15 protein-coding genes are annotated in these 17,092 nt (G+C 44.3%); 12 read left to right on the forward strand and 3 right to left on the reverse strand.

Annotation, left to right across the window (positions count from 1 at the left end):
* Positions 1–32 precede the first annotated feature (32 nt).
* From TV75_RS11665 to TV75_RS11680, 4 genes are all read left to right on the forward strand, one after another.
* Complete coding sequence (locus tag TV75_RS11665; RefSeq protein ID WP_156142405.1) at positions 33–1,352, forward strand: D-serine ammonia-lyase; 1,320 nt, start codon at positions 33–35, stop codon at positions 1,350–1,352.
* Between the two features lie 255 nt (positions 1,353–1,607).
* Positions 1,608–3,929 (forward strand): RNA polymerase recycling motor HelD, encoded by a 2,322-nt coding sequence (gene helD / locus TV75_RS11670; RefSeq protein ID WP_044338896.1) that lies wholly within the window; start codon positions 1,608–1,610, stop codon positions 3,927–3,929.
* A 184-nt stretch (positions 3,930–4,113) separates the two neighbouring features.
* Entirely contained in the window at positions 4,114–4,614 is a 501-nt protein-coding gene (locus tag TV75_RS11675) for a fasciclin domain-containing protein (protein WP_044338897.1), read from the forward strand.
* Between the two features lie 319 nt (positions 4,615–4,933).
* A complete protein-coding gene (locus tag TV75_RS11680) occupies positions 4,934–5,134 on the forward strand; it encodes a hypothetical protein (RefSeq protein ID WP_044338898.1) in 201 nt (66 codons plus the stop codon).
* Between the two features lie 284 nt (positions 5,135–5,418).
* On the opposite strand, the gene TV75_RS21865 is transcribed toward TV75_RS11680, so the two are convergent.
* From TV75_RS21865 to TV75_RS11690, 3 genes are all read right to left on the reverse strand, one after another.
* On the reverse strand, positions 5,419–5,535 hold the full coding sequence (locus TV75_RS21865; RefSeq protein WP_156142407.1) for an LPXTG cell wall anchor domain-containing protein: 117 nt from the start codon (positions 5,533–5,535) through the stop codon (positions 5,419–5,421).
* Between the two features lie 133 nt (positions 5,536–5,668).
* Positions 5,669–6,652, reverse strand: coding sequence for a sensor histidine kinase (locus TV75_RS11685; RefSeq protein ID WP_052504538.1), 984 nt, complete (start codon positions 6,650–6,652; stop codon positions 5,669–5,671).
* A gap of 14 nt (positions 6,653–6,666) precedes the next feature.
* Positions 6,667–7,365: a LytR/AlgR family response regulator transcription factor gene (locus TV75_RS11690; RefSeq protein WP_044338899.1), complete on the reverse strand. Its 699-nt coding sequence runs from the start codon at positions 7,363–7,365 to the stop codon at positions 6,667–6,669.
* 167 nt (positions 7,366–7,532) lie between these two features.
* Between TV75_RS11690 and TV75_RS11695 the strand changes: the two genes are divergently transcribed.
* The 8 genes from TV75_RS11695 (at position 7,533) to TV75_RS11730 (ending at position 17,075) form a co-directional block, all read left to right on the forward strand.
* The gene (locus TV75_RS11695; protein ID WP_044338900.1) at positions 7,533–8,285 is read left to right on the forward strand and encodes an ABC transporter ATP-binding protein; all 753 of its coding nucleotides are present in this window, start codon (positions 7,533–7,535) and stop codon (positions 8,283–8,285) included.
* Entirely contained in the window at positions 8,275–9,432 is a 1,158-nt protein-coding gene (locus TV75_RS11700; RefSeq protein WP_044338901.1) for an ABC transporter permease, read from the forward strand. Before TV75_RS11695 ends, TV75_RS11700 begins: the two co-directional genes overlap by 11 nt.
* Before the next feature lie 239 nt (positions 9,433–9,671).
* Positions 9,672–10,061, forward strand: a complete 390-nt coding sequence (locus TV75_RS11705) for a nucleoside 2-deoxyribosyltransferase (protein ID WP_044338902.1) — start codon at positions 9,672–9,674, stop codon at positions 10,059–10,061.
* A 5-nt stretch (positions 10,062–10,066) separates the two neighbouring features.
* Complete coding sequence (locus TV75_RS11710; protein ID WP_044338903.1) at positions 10,067–10,645, forward strand: kinase; 579 nt, start codon at positions 10,067–10,069, stop codon at positions 10,643–10,645.
* A gap of 62 nt (positions 10,646–10,707) precedes the next feature.
* Positions 10,708–11,607: a DMT family transporter gene (locus tag TV75_RS11715; protein WP_437176711.1), complete on the forward strand. Its 900-nt coding sequence runs from the start codon at positions 10,708–10,710 to the stop codon at positions 11,605–11,607.
* Positions 11,608–12,365: 758 nt separating this feature from the next.
* A complete protein-coding gene (locus tag TV75_RS11720; protein ID WP_044338905.1) occupies positions 12,366–13,145 on the forward strand; it encodes an SDR family oxidoreductase in 780 nt (259 codons plus the stop codon).
* A gap of 664 nt (positions 13,146–13,809) precedes the next feature.
* Positions 13,810–15,735 (forward strand): ribosomal protection-like ABC-F family protein, encoded by a 1,926-nt coding sequence (abc-f, locus tag TV75_RS11725; RefSeq protein ID WP_044338906.1) that lies wholly within the window; start codon positions 13,810–13,812, stop codon positions 15,733–15,735.
* 101 nt (positions 15,736–15,836) lie between these two features.
* Positions 15,837–17,075: a dicarboxylate/amino acid:cation symporter gene (locus TV75_RS11730; RefSeq protein ID WP_044338907.1), complete on the forward strand. Its 1,239-nt coding sequence runs from the start codon at positions 15,837–15,839 to the stop codon at positions 17,073–17,075.
* Positions 17,076–17,092 lie beyond the last annotated feature (17 nt).

Raw genomic sequence — 17,092 nt, forward strand, 5'->3', positions numbered from 1 at the left:
GTAGAATGATACGTAAATTGAGAGGGGGATGAATGATGGAACATACATATGGCTTGAAACCAGCTTTACTTTCCGATTTGAAATCAATGAAAGAGACTTTTTGGTCAAACTCTTCATTAATATCCGGCAATCCTAATACCAACACTGTAGATGGAAGGGATATTTATGAAGCCGAAGAGAGACTTCTACGGTTTGCCCCATACATAAAACATGTATTTCCCGAAACAGAAGGGAAGAATGGTATCATTGAATCCCCTATCCAAGGGCTCCCGGATATGCAGTTGGCACTACAGGAGTTTTATCACACCACTATACCTGGAAGGCTACTTTTGAAATGTGACAATGAGCTGCCCATTGCCGGTTCCATTAAAGCCAGAGGGGGAATCTACGAAGTACTGAAACTGGCAGAAACACTCTTGCTTGATCACGGCCTGATCCAACTGGCGGATGACTACTCAGTATTAGCCAATCCCCCGTTTAAGGAGTTCTTTTCACAGTACTCCATTGCCGTAGGCTCGACAGGAAACCTGGCCTTAAGTATCGGGACCATCGGTGCAGCCCTGGGTTTCAATGTGACGGTCCATATGTCGCGTGAAGCGAAAGAGTGGAAAAAGGAGCTTCTCAGGGAAAAAGGAGTAACGGTGATCGAGCATCAGAACGATTTCTCCTATGCCGTTGAAGAAGGGCGAATGCAATGCATGAAGGATTCGAATTGTTTTTTCATAGATGATGAAAATTCAAAGGATCTTTTCATGGGCTATGCAGTAGCTGCACTGAGGTTAAAGAAGCAGTTTGAGGAAGAGGGGATAAAGGTTGACCGGGATCATCCATTGGTCGTGTATTTGCCATGCGGTGTTGGTGGAGGTCCTGGAGGGGTGACGTACGGGCTGAAGCATGTATTTGGTGATCATGTTCATTGTTACTTTGCCGAACCGACCAATTCTCCCTGCATGCTCCTTGGTCTTTCAACCGGAAAGCATGAAAACATTTCTGTACAGGATATAGGATTAAGTAATCGGACAGAAGCCGATGGACTGGCAGTCGGGCGCCCTTCGGCATTAGCTGGAAGGATGGTGCAGGAACTGGTGAACGGCGTGTATACTGTGAAAGATGAGAACCTATTTAAAATGCTGGCTCTTTTACAGAAATCAGAATCCATTTCCTTAGAGCCTTCCGCGCTTGCGGGGATGTTGGGGCCAACCTTACCCCAAATACGTAAGCACCTTGAATCCCTCTCACTGACTAGTCATCAATTAAATCAATCGACTCATCTAGTGTGGGCGACAGGCGGGAACCTTGTGCCTGCATCAATCATGGAAAAATATACTGCTAAGGGAAAGGGTCTCCTATAATGCAGAGGGACGGACCTTGTGATTCACATGAATCATGAGGTCCGTCCCTCTATTTTTCTCACAAAAAAAGACTGCCAAACGAAAATCAATCGTCCGACAGTCTTTCAATTTATATTGATTAGTGTAGATATTTGTGGTAAATTAGAACAGAAACACTTAAATCGAGTAAATTAAAACATATTACCTCAATAATAATTATATAACATAATTTACTCTTTCGTCAACCCTCAATTTTTTACGAAAAGGAGTGCTTGGATGAATCTTGAAATTCGGCAGGAGCAGAAACGTGTGGACCGTGTCATTGAGACGATTGTGGAGCAAATCGGACGTCTGGAGGATGAAACCGGACGTCGCCAGGAGGAAGTGGTGGAGATCCGCAAACACTTCTGGGATGAGGTCAAGGTGAATACGGATACGTTCGATGATTTTCTGGAAACCGTCCTCAGTTTAAGGCAGCAGGCACAGGTGTTGACCGTCAGTCAAAGCACTTACAGACAGGCTGTAAAAAAGTTATCTGCTCTACAGCGCATGAAGGGTAAGCCTTATTTCGGACGCATTGATTTTACCGAAGAAGGAGAATCGGCCCCTGAAAAGGTCTATATCGGCATTGCCACCCTCACGGATCAAAGTGGGGAAGATTTCCTGATCTATGACTGGCGCGCTCCGATTTCGAGCGTTTACTATGATTATCCGCCAGGTCCCTCAGAATACACCACACCGGGTGGCATAATCAAAGGAACGCTGGAGAAAAAATGGCAGTATCTGATCCGGGACGGTGTCATCGATTCCATGTTCGATACCAGCCTGACGATTGGGGATGAAATTTTGCAGGAGGTGCTGGGGAAGCGGACCGATACCCATATGCACAGCATTGTGGCAACCATCCAGCAGAAGCAGAATCAAATCATCAGGCACGATCACGCTCGGCTGCTCATTGTTCAAGGTGCGGCGGGCAGCGGGAAAACGTCGGCAGCCCTTCAGAGGATTGCGTATTTACTTTATAAATATCGGGGCAGTCTTAAGGCGGATCAAATCATTCTGTTCTCCCCGAACGCCATGTTCAACAGCTACGTATCGAACGTACTGCCCGAGCTAGGGGAAGAGAATATGGAGCAGGTGACCTTTCAGGAATATTTGGACCATCGTTTGAGTGAGGAGTTCGAATTGGAGGTTCCATACAGTCAATTGGAGTATGTCCTGACTGAAACGGATGCCCCATCATACCGGACCAGGACGGCAAGCATCTCCTTCAAGGCATCGACGGATTTCTTTGACATCATTAAATTATATAGAGCGTCATTGGAGGAATCCGGGATGCGATTCAAAGGGATTAAGTTTCGGGGAAAGCCGATGGTCACAGCAAGCCAAATCACGGAACGATTTTATACCAGTGATGCGTCACTGCGTTTTCATAACAGGCTGGAAAAATTGAATGAGTGGATCCATCAACAGATCGATGAAGCAGAGAAGATTGAACGGAGTAAGCCTTGGGTAGAAGAAGAAATTGAACTGATGAGCAATGAGGATTATCACAAAGCGCATAAACACCTGCAGAAGAAAAATCCCTCGAATGATTATGAGATCGAATATGAGGCGCTGGCCCGATTGACTGTTCGCAGGAGATTCAAGGGACTGCGTAAAGCGATCGAGAGATTCCGTTATGTGGACGTAAAGGGAATGTATCTACAGCTTTTTGCTGATCCTGCGAACATCTCCACATTATGGGACGGGGAGATCCCTGAAGTATGGGAAGATATTTGCCGTTCGACCGTGAACATGCTCGAGGAAGGAAAATTGTCCTACGAGGATGCGACTCCTTTTTTATTGTTAAAAGAGCTGATTCTCGGCTTTCAGACGAATACATCGATAAAGCATGTACTCATCGACGAAGCCCAGGACTACTCACCGTTTCAATTCGAATTCATCAAGCGGCTGTTTCCTTCAGCCAAAATGACCGTGCTCGGCGACTTTAATCAGGCCATCTTTGCCCATGCCCGAAAGCACGTGGATTTCAGCACGCTGACGGGACTCTACGGAAGGGATAAAACCGAGGTGATCAACCTGACTCAGAGCTACCGATCCACTAAACCGATCATCGAGTTCACCCGACGGCTTGTGCCTGGGGGCGACGAGATATCCCCATTTGACCGGGATGGGGATAAACCGGTGCTCACCCAGGTCGCTGATCACAATGAACTTCACAGGCAGATTGAAGCAAAAATAGAGGAGTGGAAGGGCCAGGATTATCATTCCATAGCCATCATATGTAAATCTGCGAGAGAAAGTGAAGCCGCATACGCCTCCTTAAGCGGTGTGAAAGGCATCAAGCTCATGAAAAGCGCCTCCCTTGAATATGAGCAAGGTGTAGTCGTCATCCCTGCCTACCTGGCAAAAGGAATCGAATTTGACGCCGTCATACTCTATGATGCATCTGCTCGATCATATGGAGACGAAAGCCTCAGACGCTTATTCTACACGGCCTGCACAAGAGCCATGCATGAGCTGCAGCTATTCAGCGTAGGCGAACCGAGTCCATTGTTGGAACATATAGAAGAGGACCTCTATAGTAGAGAGTAGCCTGAAACTATGAGGGACGGACCTTGAACATCAGATAGGATGTTCAAGGTCCGTCCCTCTTTCTCTCATTAACGATAAGGATCTTCACTTAATCTTCAATAAAATGGATAATCTGCTTTTGAAAACAAATACTACCTTTTGAGTAAACACCTGTTTACATAAAAAAATATCAGGAGGTATAAGGATGAAAAACAAAACATTTGCTTTGATTATGGCAGTATTCATGGTATTCCTGTCCCTTTCAAATGGAGTATCAGCAGCAGAGGGCCAGGCTCCGGCAAGCAAGGATATCGTTGACACGGCTGTGGAAGCGGGGCAATTCAAAACGCTTGCAGCAGCTTTAGAGAAAGCCGGCCTGGTGGAGACATTGAAAGGCGAGGGGCCGTATACGGTATTTGCCCCTACTGATGCTGCATTTGAAAAGCTGCTGAAGAAATTAGGCATTACAGCAGAAGAATTACTAGCAAGAGAAGATCTGAAAGACATCCTCTTGTACCATGTCGTTAGTGGGAAAGTGATGTCTACAGACCTAAAAGATGGGATGAAAGCTGAAACGCTTGCCAAGAAAACCGTGGATATCTCACTGGATCCAGTACGCGTCAACAATGCCAATGTAGTAAAGGCGGACATCCAGGCTTCCAATGGAGTGATTCACGTAATCGATGAAGTTTTACTCCCAGAGTAAAATACTGCATAAAACGGGTTGGCCAAAAAGTCGCATGTAGACCTGGGGGCCAACCCCCTTTTTAATGAATTCCCCATGCCCCATCTCCAGAGTATGGAATTCTTTTCTCATGAACAATGAAGAGGGACGGACCTTATCATTACCTAACAATCCTTAAAAACAAAGGATTTCTAGGGAGATGAGGTCCGTCCCTCCCCAATTGTACGAGTTATACAGAAATTAAATTAGTGATTGAGTTATTTGAAGTGTTTTGAAATAATTGGTAATAAGGGGTGGTGGATTCATTTAGTGCCGTTTTGTACGAAGAGGAGGACTGTAAATGAAACAAAATTTAAGGTTGGCCTGGATTGCTTCATGGTTTGCCCTTGTGGGACAGCTGGTGTTTTTCATCGGAGTGTCGCTTTTCACAGGAGAGTGGCGTTATGTGATGTGGAGTTTTATCGTAAGTATGATGGCGGGGGTTCCGAGTATGATTCTTACTTGGCAAGAACAGAAAAAAGCAGAAACTCAGAAGGTATAAATTTGCTTGAGCACGAAGTTCGTGGCATGAAAGAGAACTGATTATTTCAATAAAAACGTTATCTGTAAAAGAGGACATTTCACTTATGTTTAAGGGGATGTATAGGGAAATTGGGCTCGAAAAAACGGCTACAGACACATATTAAAAATGAACCGTATAAAAAAGGGTCGCCATAAAGTCAGCATTTACTGATTTTAGGACGCCCTTTTTATTTGCCGATCATTCCAGTTTTGAAGGACTTCCTCAACAACTGGGAGATTTCGTTTCGCCGTACCACTGTGAACTTAAAAATCTTTATCCTTTTCTGACTTTCTTCTAAAGAAAAGGATCGTGGCGACAATAAGGATCAGAATAATGGTCATTGGTATAACTACAAATAGCGCAGTACTTGTATCACCCATTATCAGAATCCCCCCTCTCGAGTGTTTAATCATAACTGGTCTATTCCCTTTTATTATATTGGTAAAACTTTATGGAACACATTACGTTCAAATAGAGGGACGGACCTTCACCCGAATACAAAGGTTTAGTTTATCACGAATGAATCGCAGGAAATTTAATCTTCACTGTGAATTCTTCCTCTCGATATACAAAGTCCAGGTAGCCTTGATGATCATCGACTGTATCCTGGATGACCTTGGTTCCGAGGCCTTCGTGTTCTTCACTTTTTGTCGTATGTCCATAGCTCTGATAAAGCTTATCCAGAATGTGGATCGGAATGGATAGGCTCGGATTTTGACAGATGAGCACGTAAAGGCCGCTTCGTTTGTAGAATTGAAGGGTGACGCTGGCAGGTTTGCCGTAGTGATTCTGCCACCCAATGGAAGCTTCGATGCTATTGGATAACAGGTTTCCAAGTAGTGCGACCAACTTTTTATCTGGAATGGGCAGGGTGGATAGAGGCATATCTACATCGTAAATCATGGACAACCCCGCAGCCTTTCCACGATTGTACATTTGATGAAGGATTCCTGCTACGCTTCCCCGTTCCCCCTTTATGGAGAGATTAGTTTCCTCATAACCATCCACTAAATCATCCATGTAGGCTGAAGCCTCTTCATGGTGTCGATTTTCAAGCATGTAATGGATGGAGGAAATATGCTTGAGGAAATCGTGGCGTTCACTGCGTACGATTCGAAAGGTTTCCGTGAGTTGAGCCCGTTCTACTTCGAATTGTCTGTTCTCCTGGATTAGCTCTGTCATTTGCCTGGACACGTTTAGTCGCACCCATTCCATCCCGATGAACATTACCAGAAATACTCCGTAAAACCATGAGGTCTTCATGATAAAGTATGGGGTCAGCAGTGGTAACTGCATCAGGATGAGGGCTGTGTTCCAATGGAGACCTGTCTCAAGGAAAGTGATCCCGATTTTTTTATATAAAAGATACACAATCAGTGAGACTACTAGAAACGTTATATAAAAAGGAACCTCCCAAGGCATATTCAAAAAGAGTGCTTGTAGATGCACGAATCCCAGACAGGGGAGGATGACCCAGTAGATGTTCGAATATTTCACAGCGTTTCCACCTTCTAAAAGTAATATTTTTGCAGGAAATCCACCTTTTCCTTTGTGATCATGGCTTGCTTGTCAAGTCCTTCGAATGTGATCACATATGAATTTTTTGCATAGAGAGAGAAGTTCTTGACGTAGTGAATGTTGATGATGAAGGAACGATGGGATCGGATGAAGTCCCGTTCCCGTAATTCACCCTCAAGTTCATTCAAGGTGAGATAGGTCTTTATTTCTTCTTCCTTGGTGTAGATCGTAGTCGCTCGCCCGGACCGTTCAATAAAGACAATGTCCTTCTTCTGCACAATATGGATATCATTCTTTTGCTTTAAATAGAGTCTGCCTGTCAATTCAGCGGACCTTGATTTTTCCATCAGGCGTTCGATGGATTTCATCAAGCGGTCATTGGTATAGGGCTTCATGATGTAGTCATGTACATTCAATTCAAAGGCATGGACGGCATAGCCACTGTTTCCCGTTACGAATATGACGGAAATATTCAGGGCATGGGAATGAATGATATCCGCCAGCTCATACCCTGACAAATGAGGCATCTCGATATCGGCTATCAACAAATCAATAGTTTCTTTCTTGATCTGATCATAGGCTTCTTCTGCTGAAGTGGTGGAGAAGATAATCTCCACATTCTGTATGCGGGAAATGATGCCATTTAATTTCTCTAAATCTATCATCCGATCGTCTACTAGACCGATTTTCATCTCTTCTCGCCTCGCACCTTCTGAAGTTCCCTTTATTTTACCATTTTCAAAGAAGAATTTGGCATTTTCACGACATGAAATGGACTTTTCACGACATAAGTGGAGATTGTTTCCTGCTTTGTTTGTATGATGGACCTAAGATAAATAAATGGATGAGGTGAGAGAAAGTGATACACATACACGAAGTAACGAAACAGTTCAAGGATAAGAAGAAGTATGTCACAGCGCTAAAGCATGTCTCTTTTTCAGTGAAAAAGGGTGAGGTCGTTGGTTTGCTAGGGGAAAATGGGGCTGGAAAGACAACCCTGCTCCGAACAATCGCGACTCTTCTGACGCCTACTGAGGGCACTGTGCAAGTCGCAGGATATGATACGGTCAAAAATCCAAATGAAATCAAGACGAAAATCGGTGTCCTATTCGGAGGGGAAACAGGACTCTATGACCGATTGACCGCCCGTGAAAACCTTCAATACTTTGCTTTGTTATATGGATTGAGTAAGCACGAAACGAAGGTGCGAATCGATGATCTGGCGAGGATGTTCGGGATGAGGGATTATCTTGACCGGAAAGTATCAGGTTTCTCGAAAGGTATGCGTCAAAAGGTTGCCATCGCGAGAACGTTGATCCACAATCCTGACATCATCCTGTTCGATGAACCAACCACAGGGTTGGACATTACGTCTTCCAACGTATTTCGCCAGCTCGTCCATCAGCTGAAGCGCGAAGGGAAAACGATTGTCTTCTCCAGTCACATCATGGAGGAAGTGTCCTTACTATGCGACAAGGTAGCGATGATGCATAAAGGGGAATTGGTGTATCACGGCGACATCGAGCACCTCTATCAAACAGAAAAGAGCCGGGATCTGAACTATATCTTTATGAGCAAGCTGGTGAGAGGGGATGAACATTATGCTTCTTAATATCTATTTGAAAGAATTGAAGGACAGCTTTCGCGATAGAAGAACCCTGTTGCTGACGGTCCTATTGCCCATCTTCATGATGAGCGGGCTTGTACTCTTCTATGAAAATATGGTTTCGGGTGATGAAGGGGAATCGTACACCCTTGCAGTCGATTCATCTATTAACAAAGAAGTGACAGATCTATTTTCAGGGTATGAAACGATTGATATTGTAAAAACTGCTGACCCTCAAAAGTCCGTTGAAGAGGGGGATGCCCTTGCCGCCGTGATTGTAAGTCCTGGTTTCATGCGTAACATTGAACAAGGAAAAGAAGCTGGTGTGACTATCATCGGCGACTCCTTAAGCCAGAAATCCAGCAACCTTATGAATTTAGTCACAACTGCACTGACCGCCTATGAGAAACAAGTGACAGCAGATAGACTCGAAGCTCAAGGGACGGACCTTTCCATTATTAAGCCATTCAACATCACTCAACAGGAGATATCAGACGATGACACAAGCATGTTCCTACTCGCCTTTCTTGTTCCATTGATACTGGCCATTTCTATAGGGGTGGGAACGGGGCCATCTGCAGCCGATTTGTTTGCCGGTGAAAAAGAGAAGAAGACGATGGAGGCCTTACTTATGACTCCGGTCAAACGCTCCACACTTCTGATGGCAAAGTGGCTGACCATTGCAACCGTGGGTGTGGTCACGGGAATCGTAACGCTGATCGTGCTGGCGATTGAAATCAGTCTCTTTACAGAAAATCTTAAAGCTGCTGTATCCTTTGGAGATGATGTGTATTTGATCATCATCCTTTCCTTGCTTCTCACCATCGTGTATGCGGTGTTCGTTGCATCACTTCAAATGATCACCAGCATTATAGGGAAAACCGTTAAAGAAGCACAAAGCTACAGCGCACCGATCATGATGCTCGTTGCCTTTCCTGGTATGATCATCACGAATGTTGGGCTGAATGAACTATCTTTCCAGCACTTTGCCATACCAGTCCTGAACTTGTTCAGCCAATTTAAAGAACTGTTCATGGGTGTGATCGATTATCAGCATCTCTTCCTGACGTTCGGAAGCAACCTTCTTTTAATGCTAGTTATATTTGTGGTTGGAAGAGTCCTATTCCTGAAGGATAAATGGGTGATGAATTAATAGTAGGGATGAGAATCTCGCCGGATCATGGTGATTGCTTTTATTAAACAATAAGCTGGGAGTTTCTACAAAGCTGAAAAAACACTCACCGATTTGGTCGAAGAGAAGATGATCAGTTGAATTTCTGAGGGAAGAACCACGACAAAAGCGGAATTTCTAATCATAGAAGTTCCGTTTTTCTTAGGGTGCCTTATGTTACTATTAAGATATTATTTAGGCGAGGCAGGAGGGAGTCTCACATGAAGTTTTATATTGGCTCAAGCTTCAAAAATATAGATCAAGTACGCGACGTCAGTGATCGCTTGAAAAGAAAAGGATATACCCATACATATGATTGGACTCAAAATAACAGGGCCTCAACGGTTGAAGAGTTAAAACAAATCGGTGAAAAAGAAAAGCAGGCCATCATCGAATCCGATGTGATCCTCGTGTTATTGCCTGGGGGGAAAGGGAGTCATGTTGAACTGGGAATCGCTCTTGGGCTGAATAAAAGAGTGATCTTATTTTCACCTAACAATGAAGTGCATGACTTTGCACAGACAACGACTTTTTATCATCTGTCTGAGGTTGAAGTATGTACGGGGAACGTTGATGAGCTGTTAGAATATGTTTCTACAACGGAAGGGTGAGTATATTGGAACTTAGCGAATTCATCTCGGCCATTCCATCTCAGGAGAGACCCATTTTAGGAATAGACGGCCTAAGCCGATCCGGAAAAACAACGTTTGTGAAACAAGTCAGGGAATGCCTGGAACAAGAAGGTATTGCCTATCATATCTTCCACATCGATGACCACATCGTCGAACGCAAACGGCGGTATCATACTGGATTTGAAGAGTGGTATGAATATTTCCATTTACAATGGGACGTTCAGTGGTTAAGAGAAAACTTCTTTGAAAAACTGGCGCATGATAAACAATTCGACCTGCCATTATACGATCCTCATACGGATACCCACGATACGAAATCGGTTATGCTTCCTGAGGCAGGACTCATTATAGTTGAGGGTGTTTTTCTCCAGAGGAAGGAATGGAAAGAATACTATGACCACATCATTTTTTTGGATTGCCCCCGGGAAAAGAGATTTATGCGTGAATCAGAAATCACTAAACAGAATCGGGAAAAGTTTGAAAAGAGATATTGGAAGGCGGAAGACTATTATATGGAAACCTTTCGTCCGTTGGAAAGTGCTGATTTTGTTTTAAAGACTTGAAGATTAGTTGTATAGTATAGTAAACAACCTATTTGGAGGCATAAGGATTGAAATCATCATTCATGACCTACACAACATTATTCCTGGCCGTTTTTGCTCTATCCACTTCAGCCATCTTCGTTAAATTGGCAGATGCTCCAGCAACGATTACGGCATTCTACCGGATGCTATTTGCGGCACTCCTTCTGCTGCCATTTCTAGTGGCAAGCAAATCAAACAGGAAAGAATTATCTACCCTTACCAAGAAACAATGGGGGCTTGGGTTATTGTCAGGAGTCTTTCTGGCGACGCATTATGTCTTATGGTTCGAATCCTTACATTATACCTCTGTGGCAAGTTCGACGGTGATCGTCACATTGCAGCCGCTCTTTGCCATGGTGGGAGGCTATTTCCTGTTTAAAGAGCGATACCGGTTGGGAGCCCTGATCGGCTGTCTGGTCGCGATCATTGGAAGCTTCGTGATTGCATGGCAGGATTTTCAAATCAGTGGAGAAGCATTATACGGCGACATCCTAGCCTTCATTGCAGCGGGAGTCATCACAGCCTATTTCTTTGTCGGCCAGCATATCCGTAAAAAGCTGTCCCTCGTTCCTTATACCATCATCGGGTATGCCAGCAGTTCAATTTTCTTATGGATCTTTGCGTTGACACAGGACGTTTCTTTCGTGGATTATCCTTCAGAAACATGGTGGTATTTCCTTCTACTAGCATTAGTTTCAACGATCTTTGGTCAAACCGTGTTTAATTGGCTGTTAAAATGGCTGAGTACAACCGTGATCTCCATGGGCATCCTCGGGGAAACGATTGGGACCTGCTTACTCGCTTATTTCATTTTGGGAGAAGTGATTTCCCTGCAACAAGGGATCGGAATCGCTTTGATCCTGATCGGCCTTGCCTTGTTTTTGTTGCTTCAGCGACAAAACGTTAAGATTGCAGATGATAAACGGAATCAATTGAATTGATTGGAGAAAGCTGGGAGTCATGATGATGATTCACAGCTTTTTTTTTATATCGATTTTAAAGTCTGTTCCGGGAGAATTAACAGGACTTACTATGAGCAGGCGGTTAAGTCGAGATGTGAAGTTTAGCATGGATTTAACTAGTTTTTATATAAGGTGGATTCTTTTAAGTAGTTGAAACCAATGTTCATTCATATTGTAATGGAAGGGGTGATGTACGATGTGGTGATTTGTAATCCTGATTACAGGTACGTTATTATTCGCGTTGCTCATCGATATCAGGCGAAAGAAAAGAGGGAACGACCGGCATGTACAGGGAATACATCCTTCTACCAAACCAGGTGAAGACCAGAATTACACGATGGGCGGTGGTCGTGACTCGGGGAGCGGTACGGGGCAGTGATAAAGGGACGGAGGGACAGGTTCATTGTCCCATCTGGCAACGCAAACCGGGACCTGTCCCTCCGTCCCTTGTCCATTGAAAAAAATACCATTATACTACTAAATGAGAGATGTAGACGAAAGGGGACTTCAATCAGACATGTGGACAATCTTGTAATGATGAACGAGATAAATAGACAATGATCCTATCAATCTGACGGGAGGAGTGTGTCTGTTTGACCATCATATACAAGGAGCGACTGGTGTGATTGAATTCCCAACGCCATGAGTGGATACCTTTGTATCCGCTTTTTTGTACAGGAATATAAACATCTCTTAGTAACATCTTTTAGCTTCCTTAAAAATCGGAGGAATATGACATGACCAATCTAATAGGAAAAGTGGCCATCGTGACAGGGGCAAGTCGTTCAAAAGGAATAGGGGCAGCGATTTGCCGAACACTTGCGAGGGCGGGGGCTGATATCTTTTTTACCCATTGGACTTCGTTTGATGAGACGAGTGGGAATGGAGTGGAGAATGAGTTTCCGGACACCTTATGTGAAGAATTAAAAGAAATGGGCTCAAGTGCCTTTCATATGGAAGTTGACCTGAGTGATGAAGCATCACCGAGTCGGATCATGGATCGTGTGGAAGAAACTATGGGAACACCTTGCATACTTGTAAACAATGCGACGTTCGAATCACCGACCAATTATCAAACGTTGAAAAGAGACATTCTGGATAAGCATTACCAAGTGAATAACAGCGGGACGCTCATGCTGACAATGGAATTTGCGAGGCGATATGAAAAAGCCTTTCCTGAAAGAAAAGACGGACGGATCATCAATATGGTATCTAAGGGTCCTGACCCAAATAATTTGGCCTATATCGCATCAAAGGGTATGCTGATTGCCATCACGGAGCCATTATCCGTCGGCCTCGCTCCGATTGGCATCACGGTTAATTCGATTGATCCGGGGCCGACCGATTCTGGGTGGATCAGTGAAGAGTTAAAGGAGCACTTACTCCCGATGTTTCCAATGGGACGTATTGGTGAACCAGAGGATGCTGCAAAGTTAATCCGATTTTTAGCCAGTGACGATTCCGGATGGATTACAGGACAGCTGATAAAATCAGAGGGCGGATTTTTGGGTAAGTAGATAAGAGGGACGGACCTCCAGCTTGGCGGAGGTCCGTCCCTCTTGTGATATATGTAAAAAGGAAAGTATATCAACTCCCAACCTACCATTCTATCTGGAGAAAAGATGGATGGATTACTGGGTAAGCGGCAGTATACGTCCTATGAACAGGGGATAGCAGAAACCATTGCATTTATGGGAGAGTAATAGGAGACGGTGCTATAGTCCGCCTATTTACAAAAATATGAAAAAATGAGATAATAAAGAAAATTCCGGAGGAGGGAAAGTAAGTTTATGGAACCAACTAATTGCTAATTAATTTATTTTTAAATTAATACGGATTTTGTAATGAGCGTGAAAGTACCTACGGAGATAGGTTTATTTGTTATGCTCTTTATGGAATTAGGGCAATTAGAAGGTAACTTACTTTACTGATATCGGGATGATTATTGATCATGGAGCGTCCAGACTTGTCTGGATCATAGTTGGCAGTGGAATGCTTTTTTAGGCATGCGCCTGCTGTTTAGGCTCTTTATGAAAATAATGATACATTGTTGATACAGGACTGTAAGAAGAGACCCTCTTCTTACGGTCTTTTTTATTTCACAAATGAATAGGGGTAAAGGTCTTCTTGACCCGTCCATAAATAGCGTAACTTCAATTATGGATGAAAGAAGGAACGCATATGTTGGAGCTTAAATTAAATGGCATCAAAAAATATATGGAAGCGACCCTGGTCGTGGAGGATGTATCGCTGGAAGTGTATGAAGGGGATAAGGTTGGAATCGTCGGGGCAAATGGAAGCGGTAAGAGCACAATCTTGAAACTGGTTGCAGGCATTGAGCCGATGAATTACTATCCTGGTTACCCCCAGACATCGAGCTATGGATATGACGAAGGCCTTATTCATATGTCGAGGGGAGCGACCACTGCCTATCTAGAACAATCGCCCGCCTATCCGAAAGGGCTTAAAGTCATCGATGTATTGAATATGGCCTTTGAGGAGATCGACGCAATAGAGCACGAAATGCGTGAATTGGAAGAAGAGATGCAGGTCTTGCAGGGGAGGGATCTAGAGAAAGCACTGAATAAATATAGCGATCTGACTCAATTATTTGAAGTGAAGGGTGGATATGAACGGGACGAGAAAGTAAGCAAGGTGTGCACGGGGCTAAAGCTCTCGGAGAGTTTTTTAGGAAGGGACTTTGATTTATTGAGCGGTGGGGAAAAGACGACCGTCGTCCTTGGGAAGCTATTGATTCATCAACCCGATATCCTTCTATTGGATGAGCCGACCAATCATCTTGATATGGAATCCATCGAATGGCTGGAGGGCTATTTGAAGAGCTATAAAGGAATGGTCATCATCGTGTCCCATGATCGCTACTTTCTGGATAACGTGGTGACTAAGATCGTGGAAATAGAGGATATGAGGTCGACTTCTTACAAGGGCAATTATTCTTCCTTCATTCATCAAAAGGAAGAAAATATGCGCATTCAATACGAGCATTTCAGGGAACAGCAAAAGAAGATCCACCGCATGGAAAAGACCGTGTTGAGTCTGCGTGACTGGGCGATGAAGGCTGATAATACCAAGTTCTTCAAAAGGGCTGCAAGTGTTCAAAAGAAGCTGGATAAAATGGATCGCATCGATAAGCCCCTATTTGAACGAAGGAATATGAGACTTGATGTGAGAGCTGCAGAGAGATCCGGGAATGAAACCATCAAGGCTGTGGGGCTTTCTAAACGATATGGTGATAAAATGATTTTTAACAACACAGATGTCATGATTCATTTTGGTGAACGAGTAGGCATGCTGGGTCCGAATGGAAGCGGGAAAACTACTTTCTTAAAGATGCTTGTTGGGGAAGTGCGGCCGGATGAAGGAGTGTTAGAGTTTGGTGCAAATGTAAAGGCGGCCTATTTACCACAAAACATTGCTTTTCAAAATGAGGAAGTCACGGTGCTGGATTGCTTCAGAGAAGATATTTCCATACTTGAAGGAAAAGCCCGGGAATACCTGGCGAAGTTTATGTTTTACAAAGGCAGTGTCTTTAAAAAAGTGAAGCATCTTTCTGGCGGGGAGAGAATCAGGCTGAAGCTTGCCATGCTGTTATTTCAGGATATCAATTTACTGATACTTGATGAGCCGACGAATCATCTCGATATCGATTCAATCGAAACACTTGAGGAAGCCCTTGAAGACTTCGGAGGTACGATTTTCTTCATTTCCCACGATCGCTACTTTATCAACCGGATGGCTGAAAGGATCATTGCTGTAGAGAATCATTCCTTGAGGAGCTACCATGGGAATTACGATGAGTATAAACGTGAAAAAGAGAAGCAAAGCCAGGCAGATAGGAACGGAGCTGTCAGTGAAAGGATCAAGAAATCAATAGGGGAATCCAAGGTGATAAACCAGGAAGCAGTCCTTGCGAAAGTAGTGAAAAGAATCGAGAGTCTCGAAAAAGAAATTAAGGAGATCGACCTGGCAATGGCCGAGGGAATGGTCGATTATGATGCTCTTAATCAGCTGTATGGTCAGAAGCTTGACTACGTCAAAGAGCTGGATTCCGCGATGGAGCTATGGTTGCGTTATAGTGAGGGATAATCTGGAGGGACGGACCTTTTGCATGCAAAAGGTCCGTCCCTCTCCCTCATTAAGTGATATAATGAGTGTCTGAAAAAATACTTGTAAAGGCGTAGATGAAAATGAAATACATATGGAAGCAATATATGAAAGTACCATTTGTTTTGAAGATGTCTGTCGGTTTTCTACTTGGAATCATGGCTGGCCTGGTCTTCAAAGCAGATGCTGAGATCCTGAAGCCATTTGGAACCGTGCTCATTCATCTTCTTAGTTTGATTGCGATTCCGGTTATATTCCTTACGGTGGTGCAGGCTGTGAACAAGATGAGTGTCACACAGCTCGGCAGGATGGGCTGGAAGCTGATTCTCTATTATACGGCCACGACGGCTGCGGCGGTGTTCATTGGGCTTGGGTTGGCCTTTTGGTTCAATCCAGGGATGAATTTAACGTTGCCTGACGCTCAAGTGGAAGAGCCGAACACACCACATTTCTCGGATGTTTTACTTCAAATCATCCCTGATAATCTGTTTCAGGCTTTCGCAGGTGGAGACACGCTCGCGATCATGTTCCTTTCGGTGATTATGGGGATGGCGATTTCATGGATGAAGTTTTCTCCGGATAGTAAAACGAAGGAATACGGGAACCTTCTTGATAAGGTATTTGCCGCATTCAATGAAATGTTCTACATCCTTTTAAAAGGGGTCCTTGCTTACGCGCCAATCGGTGTGTTCGCCATAAGCGCAGCCACTTTTGGGCAGCAGGGATGGGAAACGATGCAATCCCTTGCCAAGTTCGTAGGTGTCTTTTATGCAGGAATCATCTTGCTTTGGGTAGTGGTCTATGCAGGTTTCTTGAAGTGGTCGGGTCGACCGGTGCTCCATTTCTTTAAACAAACGAAAGAAGCTTATAGTACTGCCTTTTTCACCTCCAGCAGCATTGCGTCCCTGCCGGTTGCCATTCAATCGGCCAAGAAAGCTGGAATCTCTGAAAAGACGGCGAATTTTGCCCTTCCCCTCGGTGCCATCTTCAATTCAGATGGTGGAGCCTTAAGAATGGGAGTATCCATTGTATTTGCGGCAAACGTGACAAACTTACAGCTTTCGGTCACGGACCTCCTGATGATCGTTCTGGTAGGAACCCTTCTTTCGATTGGAACCTCGGGAGTCCCGGCAGCCGGACTCGTCACCTTATCTGCTGTCCTGACAATGTTCGGCTTACCACTTGAGATTGTCGCACTCATTGCTGGTGTCGACGCCATCATAGGTATGGGGGGAACGGCTTCCAACGTGACCGGTGATATCGTCGGGGCTGCGGTTGTCGATGACCCGGGAGAAAGGAAAGAGGAATCTATAACTATATAAAACCTGCAAGAGAATAG

Source organism: Rossellomorea aquimaris (genome assembly GCF_000935355.1).
Taxonomy (GTDB): Bacteria; Bacillota; Bacilli; order Bacillales; family Bacillaceae_B; genus Rossellomorea; species Rossellomorea aquimaris_B.